The sequence below is a fragment of the Paenibacillus nasutitermitis genome, from assembly GCF_014641075.1.
Lineage (GTDB): Bacteria > Bacillota > Bacilli > Paenibacillales > Paenibacillaceae > Paenibacillus_Z > Paenibacillus_Z nasutitermitis.
The window spans coordinates 1302345-1316307 of sequence record NZ_BMHP01000002.1; the positions used below are offsets into that span (position 1 = coordinate 1302345).

Annotated in this window: 10 protein-coding genes; all 10 read right to left on the reverse strand. The window is 45.3% G+C overall.

The features are described from left to right. Positions 1 to 300: 300 nt before the first annotated feature. Positions 301 to 969 carry a response regulator gene (locus tag IEY46_RS16205; protein WP_188993004.1) on the reverse strand — a complete coding sequence of 223 codons (669 nt, stop codon included), beginning with the start codon at positions 967 to 969 and terminating at the stop codon, positions 301 to 303. Beyond that, positions 966 to 3125, reverse strand: a complete 2160-nt coding sequence (locus IEY46_RS16210) for a sensor histidine kinase (protein ID WP_188993005.1) — start codon at positions 3123 to 3125, stop codon at positions 966 to 968. Before IEY46_RS16210 ends, IEY46_RS16205 begins: the two co-directional genes overlap by 4 nt. Before the next feature lie 131 nt (positions 3126 to 3256). After that, on the reverse strand, positions 3257 to 3766 hold the full coding sequence (locus IEY46_RS16215) for a DUF418 domain-containing protein (protein ID WP_188993006.1): 510 nt from the start codon (positions 3764 to 3766) through the stop codon (positions 3257 to 3259). A 390-nt stretch (positions 3767 to 4156) separates the two neighbouring features. After that, complete coding sequence (locus tag IEY46_RS16220; protein WP_188993007.1) at positions 4157 to 4780, reverse strand: hypothetical protein; 624 nt, start codon at positions 4778 to 4780, stop codon at positions 4157 to 4159. Between the two features lie 155 nt (positions 4781 to 4935). Then, positions 4936 to 6336, reverse strand: coding sequence for a sulfatase family protein (locus IEY46_RS16225; RefSeq protein ID WP_229750322.1), 1401 nt, complete (start codon positions 6334 to 6336; stop codon positions 4936 to 4938). Between the two features lie 29 nt (positions 6337 to 6365). Next, positions 6366 to 7856, reverse strand: a complete 1491-nt coding sequence (locus IEY46_RS16230; RefSeq protein WP_188993008.1) for a sulfatase family protein — start codon at positions 7854 to 7856, stop codon at positions 6366 to 6368. A 129-nt stretch (positions 7857 to 7985) separates the two neighbouring features. Further along, positions 7986 to 9536, reverse strand: coding sequence for an extracellular solute-binding protein (locus IEY46_RS16235; protein WP_188993009.1), 1551 nt, complete (start codon positions 9534 to 9536; stop codon positions 7986 to 7988). A gap of 28 nt (positions 9537 to 9564) precedes the next feature. After that, a complete protein-coding gene (locus tag IEY46_RS16240) occupies positions 9565 to 10431 on the reverse strand; it encodes a carbohydrate ABC transporter permease (RefSeq protein ID WP_188993010.1) in 867 nt (288 codons plus the stop codon). A gap of 21 nt (positions 10432 to 10452) precedes the next feature. After that, entirely contained in the window at positions 10453 to 11403 is a 951-nt protein-coding gene (locus IEY46_RS16245; protein ID WP_229750323.1) for an ABC transporter permease, read from the reverse strand. A gap of 148 nt (positions 11404 to 11551) precedes the next feature. Further along, positions 11552 to 13879 carry a helix-turn-helix domain-containing protein gene (locus tag IEY46_RS16250; protein ID WP_188993011.1) on the reverse strand — a complete coding sequence of 776 codons (2328 nt, stop codon included), beginning with the start codon at positions 13877 to 13879 and terminating at the stop codon, positions 11552 to 11554. Between the last annotated feature and the right edge of the window lie 84 nt (positions 13880 to 13963).

Here is a 13963-nt window from a genome sequence, read left to right on the forward strand (position 1 = left end):
CTGCATGTTGAAACTACAGTCTGAATTATACTCGCCACTTCTTACATTCTCGTGACAGTGATTTATTCGCACAAGAACAGATCAAGAAGAATACCCTTCCTTCAAAGGAGGGATATTCTTCTTGATCAATAGGTTCCTTCCCCACATCAGGCACCACCCCATTAAGCACAATTCGGGTGAAGAAGGCGGGCTGGAGGATTGGACCGTTTGAAAAAGTAGAGAAGACTGAGAAACCGCAGCAAAAGAAAGATGCGGACTATCAAATCCGTGTCTTTGAAACATAAGTGAGCTAACTTCTGACTAAGGACTTTTTTTGAAACCGCCCGCGTCTCTTGCCATTATGATGGCTTCGGCACGGCTAGCAACCTGGAGTTTGCTGAAGATCGACGAAACATGATTTCTAACCGTCTTCGGACTGAGCACAAAACGCTCAGCAATCGTTGAGTTGGTATACCCTTGTGCAATCAGCGTCAGAACCTCCCTCTCTCGTGGCGTTAGATCGGGGAATGGCTCCACCGAACGAGAAAAAAGCTTTTGTTTCGTTGAGTCAAAGTATCCGAATAAACGGCTCGCGATCGACGGGCTGAATATAGCTTCTCCCTTGCTCACTGCTGTGATGGCCCGTATCGCTTCATCACCTTCCGCACCTTTGAGCAGATACCCTCTCGCTCCAGCTTTCATAGCGGCAAGAACGGATTCATCGTCCTCAAACATGGTCAGCACCAAAATTCCTGTATGCGGGGATTTCGCAAGTATTTGGCGAGTTGCCTCAATCCCATTCAACCCCGGCATGTTCAAATCCATAAGGACGACATCCGGTACACATTCGAATGTTAAGGAGACCGCTTCCGTTCCCGTAGCGGCCTCGCCGACAACCTCAATCATGGTTGCCTCCGCCAGCAACAGGGCGCGAAGCCCATATCGAAATACCGGATGATCATCCGCAATAAGGACACGAATACGGCTCATAGTAATTTTCCTGCTTTCCTGAATGGATGGGGGCTTTCATGCTGGTCTTGGGGTAGCGGGATGTTGGCGATCACCCTTGTTCCCCTGTCCGATATATTCTCAATGCGGCATGTCCCTCCTAATTCCTCCGCACGTTCATGCATGGATGAAAAGCCGACACCGCCGCGGGTGCTTGGCGGCAGTCCTTGCCCGTTATCGGTCACTTCCAACGTCACACCATCCTTCACACGCAGTCGAATATTCGCTGAGGTAGCATGAGCGTGATTCACGATATTAGTCAGCGCCTCCTGAACGATTCGGTAACATGCCATTTCTGCTGCCGCAGGCAAAGGGGGAAGCGTTTCCGGTACGTCCACCATGATTTTTATGCCGCTTGCATGATACCGTGACACTTGCTCCCGTAAAACTGCAAGCAGACCCAGGTCATCAAGTGCAGGCGGGCGGAGTGCATACACAAGCCGGCGAATATCCGTTATAGCCTCTTTCGCATGATCGATGGCATCCGCAAGCAGTTTTTCCGCAGTGTCCGGATCCTGCCGCAATTGCTTTTTGACCGCGGACAGTGTCAAAGTCTGACTGGACAAAAGCGGCCCAAGACCATCATGCAAGTCTCTGCGCATGCGGCGCCGTTCTTCCTCACGTGCTGTCACCAAACGCTCGCGTGATCGTTGCAGGTCGATCGTCATCCGCTGCAAATCCGCGGTCAACCGGACTGAATGGACCGCAATACTGATCTGGGGCGCAAGATCCCGCACCAATCGCAAATCGGCTGGCGTTAGCTCTTCCCCCTGTTGACGCGGCGAAAGAACAAGATCGCCGACACGCTCTCCTTGATGGATTAGCGGAAGCCTCACCTTGTCTCCGCTATTTAGGGGACTGCCATACGTTACTTCCATCTGCGAATGTTCGCCGCCAACTAACCTTTGTTCCCTGTCCCATACAATGGCTGCATAAGGCAGTCGAAGCGCTTGGGCAACACTTTTAACGATTGTCTGCAATAAATTATCAGCAGGTAACGACTCTTCGAGCCGCCTCCCCAGATTGGCAAGAGCGCGGTAAGGATCGATCCGATCACCGAACATAAGGCGATTGACCCCTCGTTGTAAACGAAGGCGCAGCGGTTGTATGATGACAGCGGTCAGCGCGGTAGCGAACAGGGAGATAAACAAGCTGTTATATACTTGGAAAAGTGCACTCATCCCGAATACGACAAGCACATACACAACCAGAATATTGGTCGACAATGCTAAGTAGACGAGAGCACGATTGATAACGATATCTATATCCCATAACCGGTAACGAAGCAAAGCAATTCCGATCCCCACCGGAATCGGAAGATAAGATAGCGCCGTGCTCACCGGACCTAACAAATGGTAGAAAGATTCCGGTCTGTCGAAGCTAGAGAAAAACAAAGGGAGTAAATTGATTGTAATGACCAGTAACAGGGTTGTACCGAACCCGAATGCCAGCCATTTGATCTGTTGTTTTTGCAGCGGCGTGGCTACAGCAAAAAAGCGATACAAAAGCGCGGCAGTCACGCTGCCATACACCAAAAGCATTTCCAATATAGCAAAATGCGACGGCCAGTTCTCAATATTATAGGGGTGAGGCAGCATAAAGAGGACCAACTGGATGACAAAAAGCAAAATGAGCATCCAAGACCAGCGTGGAACAAACTTGCCATCCGGGAACGTGCAGAACAGGAAACCGAGAGCCGGCCACTTCAGAATGACGAACATTAAATAGACCAGTTCAAACCAGCGAGACGGGGTCAGTATTGCGTGTGATTCGTTCATTCCGAATGCTCCGAAGACAATCAGCAGCAACGATACGAATTGGCACATCCGATCGGCTGGTTTTCGCCAAACGATGAGTATACCTACCCCGATCATGAATATCGTGACGATCATATCGCTACTGATGGCATAGAGCGCATACCCTTGAAGCGAGACACCATACCTCTCAAGCGCCGGCATCTGATCAACATGAATTTGCAAACGGTTGCAGCCTACGCCGGAAGGTTCCGAGCATGGGCTATACAGGGAGGACACAAACCCCGGATACCCGGAAATCAAAACATACACAGCGAAGAGTACACCCAGAAGCCACAATGTACGTAATCCTATGGATTTCCATTGAAGTTGATCCGTCCCCACCCTCACAAGATCCCCCTCTTCGGACCGCTGCTATTTACCAGGCTCCATCTCGGTTGAGCCATCCATTGTTTTCCAGTACTGCGATAATAATAACCCACGATATAAACTTAGTAAAGGTAATCGAATAAGATTCACCCGCGACGTTCGAAGGAAGAAGCACTAGACCAGATGGCATATCCGTGCAGAATCCATGTGACGCTCCAGAACCCGAGTAGTATTGGCGAAGGTTCTCCGTTAGGGATAATAAAGAAGACGATTTGGAACGGAATCATCGCTACGTAGTACAGCCCAACGAAAAGCGGTGCCATCCGACGCCATCCCGCCATCCATCGCGCAACGAACACCGCAATCCCCAGCGTTATCATACCGACTCCAACCAGTAATGCACCTATGGGATAAAAAAACTCCACCTCATCCCCTACAACGTATTGTGACAAGGTAGCTGCCAGGTAAGAACATACCCCCAGTAGGCTGATAGATGTGCCGATGAATCCGACCCGCCTCATCCGGCCACTCCCGCTGGCACGGAGAATGAGCAGGCCCAGCGGCCCGCACGCCATGCCCAGCAACATGGGAATGGGTATCAGTAAATCGCTGACTAGTGAAGGTACCGCCTTAAATTGTTCGACACTAACAAGCACTACCCACAGCAACCCGCCGATGAAGCACGCCAGGCCAGTGAAGCGAATGCGCCCCGCCGATACTGCCAGACTTGCTTGGTTGGATGGCTGTACCTTACTAATCATAAAAATCACTCCTTCGTTTTGTTGTGGGGAAACGTATCGGTTATGCCATTATTATATCGAGCGGTCAGAATATAATCATGTGATCGGTGCCCTAACTTTGCCAGGACGAAAAATCACGACCACAACGCAGTATCAGGGACATTTAGTCCCGATAAATGGGCTGCGAATGACCTGTTATTTCTGATACTACTTAGGTCCCCAAATAATTTGGGGACCTAAGTAGTATCAGCTTTTTCAGCCTATTCATTTTGAGCAATACTGTCACATCTTACACAACGGATAGAATCAACTCAATTTCTTAATCAGTTTCTCCACTCGCTTTCGTTTTGTGTCCTTTTCAATTTCATTGAGTCGTGAGGAAAGCGTCTTTATGAAAAGGGCTTTGTTTTTATCGTTAACGATGGATATTGCATTCTCCGCATACATTGGAAGTTGATTTGTCGGACATTTCTTAAGCTGTTCGATGAGTAATCTGAATGCATGATCAGCATATTGTTTGAAAGAACAAAGTTTAATCAGAATATTTACCCCGTGATCTTTGGTGATTACCGAACCTTTGTCAGTAATAACTACAATTTTTTCAAGTGCTAAATATATGACTTCCGGACTTTCAAGAGTTATCGCATCTAGTGCGGTCATAGCCCCCCAAACAAGTCGATTGTTTCCATGATCAAGCAATGTTACGAACTCTTTGCTGTATTCAGCAATTAAAGACGGCTTGAGATCTCCAATCTCATAGAGAACTTTAATGCAATCGCTTTGAATGTTCTTGTCATTGTTATGCAAGTTATCAACAAGTTCTATCACAGCACCTTTATCATCTCGATCGGCAATATATTTCGCCAACTCCTGAATAGGACCTTCGTCTTTGCGGTTAAGTGAAGTTGCTAATTTGTCGATTATGGTCATCTGTTTTTCTCCTTGAAACGATTCGATGTGAGCGTTCTTATTTGGCGTCTTTGGGGGTATGCGCACGTGTTTGAGCTGCGGGATCTCAACCGTATGACGGAACACTGTGAAGACGTAAGTATGTGGAGTCGGTTGGTTTGTCCTATCACCCCTTTTTATTCAAATTCCGCATAAGCCTTTGTTCCTTTTCCTGCAGGACCCGCTAGATTGAGTTGACCTAAACCGTATACCGCTTCGTGAGTGCCGTCTAGGGCAGGATCGACATAATGGACAAACCAGTTCTCCAGTTTAGACTTCATTTCCATCCTTATTTCACTGCAAGCAGGATCATCGAATACATTGTTCTTCTCATCGGGGTCAATCGCCACATGATAGAGCTCATGAGGACCATATGGATAACGGTGAATATATTTCCATTCCCTCGTTCGAATCATTCTAACAGGACCATATTCGTCATAAATCACAACGTGATCATGCACATTCTTTTCCTTACCCAGCAGCAGCGGAAGGAAGCTTCTCCCCGGCAAATTGTCCATTACCGGATGGTGCAGGCCCGCATATTCAAGAATGGTCGGCATAAAATCATAGCCGCTTACCAGCTCATCGCATACTTGACCTTGGGGAATGCGCCCAGGCTGAGAAAAAATAGCCGGCACCTTTACAGAGGTATCAAACATGTTGAGTGGAAACGTCCCATTGCCCTTGCCCCATATTCCATGATGTCCGCAGTTAAAACCGTTATCGCTAAGAAAGCAAATCAATGTTTGTTCGCGTACACCCATCTCCTCTAATTTGTCGATGATTCTGCCGATATTCTGATCCATTGCAGTAACAGCTGCATAATATCCTTTTAAATTTTCCTTGCGATTGTCCCAATATGGCTCATTTCGAAGCTGCCAAGGGTGTAAGGGCTCCTGTGGACAAGACTCAAATAAACAATCGTCATAGGAATCCACAATTTCTTGCGGATGGCTATCGATCCAAGGTGTATGTGGCGATGTATAATGTACACTTAAATAAAAGGGCTCTTCATGCTTTTGTTTATCTAAGAAATTCAATGCATCATCCGTAATGACATCCGTCAAATAGCCCGATTCCGTAACGAGCTCGCCTTCTCTAATCATTGGAGCATTATAATAATAACCGCCGCCTGATTGGTGTGTATACCAATGGGTCAATCCTTTTTGAGGGTTGATGCTATCGCCCAAATGCCACTTGCCGCTTATCCCGCAATTATAGTCGTGATTAGCCAAAACTTCGGTATAGGAGGTTTGGCCCTGCAAATATTCAATGGCGTTTTCTCCAACGTTGCCCTCGCGGATCCAGTCATGAACACCATGCTGTGAAGGCATTCTTCCCGTTAATAAGGATGCTCTGGCAGGAGAGCAAACAGGCGATGTGCAGAAAAAGCTGGAGTACCGCATTCCTTCGGCTGCCAGTCGATCCAAATTCGGTGTACGAATTTCTTTATTGCCTGCACATCCCATCGCCCAAGCACCCTGATCATCACTCAAAATAACAATGATATTTGGTTTATCCGTATCATGCTCTCGCAAATGTATGCACTCCCACTATAAGTTAATGTTTACACCCTGCTCGATCTCCTGTTCACGGGCTCGCTGCGTTCCATGTCATTCAGAAGCTCCATCATCAGCTCTAATTTTATGGACTGATATTCCGGCAAGTGGAATAAGTTGTGCTTCTCGCCTGGATCTTCCTGCAAATGGTAAAGCTCTCCGAATATTTCTCCCAAATATACAGCCAGCTTCCACTCAGCCTTTACCCAGCATTTATAGCGAATCCGGTCTGGCTCCTCCTTATACTCGATACGGACCCCACTTCGCGATAACAGCTCTCCATCCGCTAAACGGGGCTTTAAGCTAATCCCGTCTCGCTTCACATGATCCTCAATGGCTGCAAAATCCAGAATCGTAGGCAATAGATCGACCAGTGATACCACCTCCTCCACCTCGCAAGGAGCGAATCCATTGGGATATCGGACCAACAGTGGAATATGAGTAACGCCTTCGTATACGAGAGGTCCCTTTTGGCCAATCCTGTGATCGCCCAGCATTTCACCGTGGTCGCTTGTGAAGATGATTAGAGTATCATCAGCCAAGCCCAGTGAATCCAAAGCGTCCAGTATACGGCCCAGCTGCTCATCTATCAGCTGTACCATCGAATAATAATAAGCACGGGTTAACCTGGTTTTCTCTTCATCTTCAAAATAAGTCTTCCAGGCAACAGCTCCATTGCCAGCTATCACGTGAGGTCCGTTAAATCGACTCTCCACAATTCGGCCATTATGAAATAACGGAATATGATCTGCGTAGTCCGTCTCTGTGTCATTCGTATTATCCGGCAATGGAATTGCTGCGGGATCAACTCGATTGGTAAATTGTACAGGCAGCACATGAGGGTGATGCGGATCTTGAATGCCCAAATTAAGAAAGAATGGGCGATCTCCCTCCTGACTTTTCATAAAATCTATCGCGGATTCAGCAATCCAATTTCCCTGATGAACCTCGAGTGGTATATTCCAATCACCGGTATCATTGGCATCCTCATCGAACATACGGCTATTCGCAAAACTCTTCGGATCAAAGCCTTTTTGGTTCACCCAATGAGCATAATGACTGGTTACGCCATACGTATTGTGGCCTAAGCTTAGCTCTGCCGTTTCAAACCCGCTGAAATCATAAAATGGTGTTCCGCGATCATCCACTTCCATCGTCTCTGGACTCTCCGATCCCCATGGATGCCAATGCGCTTTGCCTACATGATGTGTCCGATAGCCATGCTCTCGTAAAATTGTACTTATCCATGTGGAATAATGACTCGTAGTCGTTCCAATGTTATAGGATCCATGTCGTGAAAGATGCATACCGCTCATTATCGAAACTCTCGACGGTGTACAAATCGTATTCGGACAATAGGCTCTGCGAAATGAAACCCCTTCCTTCGCAAGACGATCCATATGGGGTGTATTCATAAACGAGCTGCCATTCGCCTTAATACTGTCATAGCGCTGCTGATCTGTCGTAATCAGAATGATGTTTGGCTGCTTGGTATCCATAAGCTTTAACCTCTTTTCTGATCAATGCATATAGGCTAATTCATAGGGCTCGGCTTATTATCGCAAGAGGCCGCCCCACCTGCAGAAGAACACTCTGTTTTGGGGACAGCCTCAAGCCTCGTTTACCCTTTACTTTGCTTGAGCCTCATAGGCTTTGCTAACAGCCTCCAACACTTTAGTTCCACCTTGATCGCGCCATTTTTTGGCGAGCTCTGCTAAACCGGAATCGATGTCTCTCTTACCTGAAATCATTTCGAGGTAATACTGATTCGTTAATTCTCCTAATACGCCGCCACTGAATACGCCACCCAATTCAATCTCTTCGGCAGTCGTAGCATTCACAAGATTTGGCACCATATTTGCTGTTCCAATCTCAACCGATTCCTTGGCACGATCGACCTGAGCCTCTGTTTGAGGCAAGAAGTTTCTAGTCAGCGGCCAAACGACGTTCCCCCATGCCAGAGCATGAGACCAGCCGTTAGATGCGAAACCATCTTTCTCCCGCTCTACTTCGTTATAGGTAATTTTATCGCCATCTTTTGTGTAATGAATGCCTTCAATACCTAACTCCAAAAGCTCGCGTCCTTCCGGAGAGAGCATGAACTCAATAAATTGAGCTGCTTTTGCCGGGTCCTTCGCTTCTTTCGTAACCGCTGTAAACATGCCACCCTTGTTAGATGCAGATAAGCCGTGTTTACCTTCAGGCCCAACTGGTGGAGCTGAAAACCCAAGCTTACCAGCCGGATTTACTTTCTGCAAACTAGTCTCTAGACGGTTCACGTGACGGAATAGCGGTGTAACCATAAAGCCGATTCGGCCTTGGAAAAACTTGTTTTCCCGCTGTTGGTTATCATTGATCAAGAACTCTGTATCAATGAGCTTTTCTTCCCATAGTGAACGTAAATATTGCAAGCCCTGCTTAAACGCAGGATGTTCAAAGGCAGGCGCTACTTTTCCTGCATCATCCAGCACCCAATCGCCATGAGGCAAGCCGTATGCATAAAAGACAAAGTTAAAGGAGCCATTAAAGCCTGTACTTTTGGAAGCAGACAATCCTTGTGTATCCGCTTTTCCGTTTTTATCCGGATCCTGCGTCACTATTGCTTTCAGCGCCGCATGGAATTCCTCCAGTGTTTTTGGAGGCTCGATACCGAGCGTTTCCAGCCAGTCGGCACGGAAAGCCATCCCCATATTTGATTTCTCTTCAATGAACGGATACCCGTAAAATTTACCATCCACAGCAGTCCATGACAAGCTATTTTCCAGCTTTTCTTTTACCGTTGGCATGTCTGGCAAGTAATCATTCAAAGGTACAAGCAAGTCTTCCTCGATCCATTGGCTTAATGAAGGAGAAGGGAATTGTGCGGTAACGACATCTGGAAAATCTCCCGTCGCCATAGCAACGTTAATCTTCTCAAATCCACCTTCTGGAACGAGCTTCACCTCCAGGTCAATCCCCAGCCTTTTATTGATCTCAGCAATAATTCTGTCCCCTGCTACAATCGGCTTGGCGGCAGAATCACCAGGCGTTAGATAGACCACCTTAACAGGCGCACTATCTTTTTCGCCAGTATTCCCTCCAGCAGGTTCATTTTTTTTGTTATTCGAGCATCCGACCATTGTAGTGGCTGCAATTACAATACTAAGTAAAAGTGTAATCCCTTTTTTTTGAATCATCATAGATAGACCTCCCATTTTTAGGCAAACCTTATTCTTTGACTGCTCCAAGCGTAGCCCCTTGCACGAAATAACGTTGGAAGAAGGGGTAGATCATCATAACTGGAATCGTAGAAATCATAATCGCTGCCATCTTGATCGCGGGCCCGAGCAGAAACGGGCTGTCTCCACCCGATTGGTATACGGCTTCATTATCAAGAAGCATAGCGCGAAGAAACAACTGCAGCGGCCAGATATCTTTATCGGTCACATACATAACAGCTGTAAAAAACTCATTCCATTTGGCAACAGCGTAAAATAAAGAAATCGTAGCAATTGCAGGCATGGATAAAGGTATAACGATACGCATAAGAATCCCGACATCGTTGCATCCGTCAATTCGCGCGGACTCCTCTAAACTTTCTGGAACGGAACTAAAGAAGGTGCGCATAATAATTAAATTATAGGTCTGGACCATAAGTGGCACCATCATCGCCCAAACTGAATTCATCAAGCCTAAATCTTTTACAACCAAATAGGTTGGAATTATGCCGCCGCTGAACATCATCGTAAAAACGACTAGAAACATCATGATCCTTGAGCCTGGGAGATAACTTTTGGATAGCGCGTAAGCCGCTAAAGTCGTTACGACCATACTCATCAAGGTTCCAACTACCGTGACGAAGATACTGACACCGTAGGATTGCCAAAGCTGTTTCATTTTGAAAATATAGTCATACGCCTCGAATGTAATCGTTCTCGGAAACAGATGTAAGTTAGAAGCAAGACTATCCTGGAGAGGCATAACCGAGACAACAAGTGAATCCCAGAATGGGTAAAGCGTGATCAAAGTGATCAAAGTTAGTAATAAATAATTACATGCATTGAATAGTTTTCCACCTAAATCGGTATGATGCATCACTCTTACCTCCTGCATTTCTTAGAAGATACCTCGCTCGCCCATCCTTCGAGCCAGACGGTTAGCGAAGACCAGCAAAGTGAAGTTAATGGCGGATTTAAACAACCCTACCGTAGCAGCAAGACTGAATCGACCATCGACCAAACCGATTCGATAAACATAGGTATCGATAATGTCCGAAGTCCGGTAGACTCCCGGGTGGTATAGCACAAAAATTTGTTCAAAGCCTGCTTCCATCATATTTCCGATTCTTAAAATCAAGAGAATAATAATGGTTGTTCGAATACATGGAATAGTTACATGCCAGATACGCTTCCAGCGATTGGCTCCGTCCATCCATGCTGCTTCATATAACTGTGGATTCACTCCAGCTAGAGCAGCCATATAAATAATCGTGTTCCAACCAAATTCCTTCCAGATCATCGAACCGACAAGCGTACTGCGAAAGTAGGACTCATCCGTTAAAAATCCAATGGGCTCTCCACCAAGTGCTGCAATGGCCTGATTGACTACTCCGTTCTCCATCGATAACAAGTTAATCAGTAAGCCGCCCATGATGACCCACGAAATAAAATGAGGCAGGTAAATAACGGTTTGAACAAAACGCTTAAATACGATTTTTCGCACTTCATTCAATAGAATGGCCGCAATTAACGGCAATGGGAAACCAAATATAAGTCTGTAGAAGCTGATCACAATCGTGTTCCAAAACACCTGCCAAAACTTATCGAGCTTAAATAATGTCTCGAAATGCTGAAATCCGACCCATGGACTTCCGTTGATCCCCTTCATAATGCTGAACTGTTTGAACGCGATCATGGCTCCGTACATGGGGTAATAATGAAACACGGCATAATATACGGCTGCAGGCAGAAGCATCAGATATAGATAACGGAATCGAATGATGCGCCTGAACAGACCAGCTCTATTACGACTTGCCTTCGGTCTTAACAACGATGTGGGTACTTCCAATCGTTCTTCCTCCCTTCCCGATTTCAATGCCATTGCTTGTGTGAAAGCACTTTCATCGTAGCCGCCAGCAATCGGTGCCTTCAAGCTTCAATCGGTAACAATGGCGTCACTATGCGGTTTGGGAGGGTATCAATTATTCATATTGTAATCATTTGTTCGTATTTAATAGATCCAGACGTTTTTGAACCTCCTGACTGCGATATTCCGTAGGCGTTAAACCTGTCATTTTTTTGAAGGTACGATTCAAATTTTGTTTGTTTCCAAACCCCGTCATCTCAGCGATATCATTCATGGTATGATCCGTTTCTTTTAATAACCGGCTTGCTTCCCGGTAGCGAATATCCGTTAAGAAATCAATAAATGTCGTTCCGGTTGTATTTTTGAATAGCTTGGATACATAGTGGCTGTTCATAAACACCATATCGGAAATCATCTGCAGACTGAGTGGTTCCCTATAATGCTCACGCACATACTGGGCCAGCTTCATCATGACTTCTGAGTTCTTATAATGGCGACGGCTTTCCATATTTCTAGCAATATCCATCATAAGGCGATCGAATAAAGCACTGATTTGTTCAAAATTTTGCAGCTTCGCAAATTCGTGATGCCAGTTATTCTCTTTCTCGTCCTGTTCCTCCTCAGTTGAAGCCGCAAGCTCCATCCGAACGGTCACCAGCGCATTTAATAAATGAAACAAAATGACGTTTTTAAAATAGATGCCAAATTGGTTGTCGTGCTGAACTTGATTCAACATCTGATTTTTAGTACCCACTGCTTTATCCGTATGTCCTGACTTGAGCTCCCCAATCAGCTTATCCACTTGTTGCTGGCAAATAATAAAGAGACTTCTATTTGTATGATTAACGTCCAGATCATAAATGGATAAAATACTTCCTACCCCAGCGATCCTCTCAAGCAGTAAGACTTCCATAGACTCATTATAGGAAAGATGGATATCGGTCAAATGCTTATAATGTCCGCCGATGCCAAAGGTAACCGCTACATGATCCAGCTCCTCAGCTAATTTATGTTTAATTTGGAAAGCAAGCTGTTTGGCACTGGCGATGACCGGAGTGCTTGTATCCCAATTTTTCGTATTAAGAATAAGCACATCGTGTTTATGAAACCCGCTGACATAAGCAATTTTGCTGTCAGAACCAACTACCTCTTCACAAATGGTACGAATACGGAAATAGATCAGATGTCTAAGCTTTTCGTCAATTGGCGGTAGAATCAGCTCAACAAAATGAACCCTCATGCTCATAACTAAAAAGTTATCCGTATCCAAATCAAGATTGAAATACGTTAATTGATTCAGGGTTTCTTGATCATCGATTAATTTTCCGGATAATAAGTTCAGAAGCAAATGATCCCGGAGAACGATTTCTTGCCCTTGAAATTTAGACTTAAAGGTTTCATTTTCAAGCTGCATCCGGTCGATAGACGCGCTAATGAAGCTAAATTCATCCTGATTTTTTTGGGGAAACGGATTCTCCATTTGAGCAGTTAGAGCCTGCACCATATCGCGAACCGGACGATAATGCCTTCTGGAAATGATAATAATCAGCAATAATCCAACAACCAGTCCGATCCCGGATATGATTAACGTCATAATGATGACTTCATAGGATCGTTGAAACAGCTCATTGTAGGAGTTCGTTGTAATGTAAATCCAATTATTGAACGGTGATTTCAGAAAAGAAACAAACATCTTTTGACCTGAAATCTCTTGTACAAAATAACCCTCTTTCTGCTCTTTGATTTTTGCAATGTCAGCCCGCACAAATGGTGTGAGCAGCAAGCTTTTATCCTTGTAAGAAAGCACGTCACCATCCTTATTAAGAATGGCGACGTTTCCGAGCTTCCTGTTGTTCGTATTGACGACTGCATTATAGAGAACATCCTCTTTTAAATTAATGAGCAGTGTTCCAATTTTCTTCTGATTTCGAAGAGGTACACTGACCAAAAGTGTCAGGATATTTTCACTTCCCCCGTCTCGCGACGCTATTTTACCTGCTTCCCATGCAACAGTGCTCTTGCTTTGAATAAATTGTTCCAGCAATTGTTTATTGGAGAAGTCGGACAATTCGGTAATTCCAAAATTTGATACCAGCTTCTGGTTGTTAGAGCTATAAAGAAAGATAGAGTGTATATAGTTGGACGATGCTAGCCGATTGTCAAAAAGGTCCGCTGTTGCTTTTAAGAATCGGTACTCTTCATCCAAATTCCAAGGCATCCAAACCGATTTTAGAACATCAGGGCTAAGGCTGATTGTAGTCGCAATTTGCTGCACCTCGTTAAGTGACTGATCGACGATTTTACTCGTTTGAAGCAGCAACTCATTATTAGCGCTTACAATTTCATCTTTTAACAGATCGGACGTGTAATTATAAAGCAGTGCGCCAATCAAGCAAGTACTAATCACGATTACAACCACCAATTGAAGCAATAAGCGAAGAAACGCGGAACGTTTCATAAAAAGCACCTCACTATCGTGCCTTTCGACACAAAATTTTAGATAAGACAGAAAAGAGACTAAATTTTATTTTACATGATTATT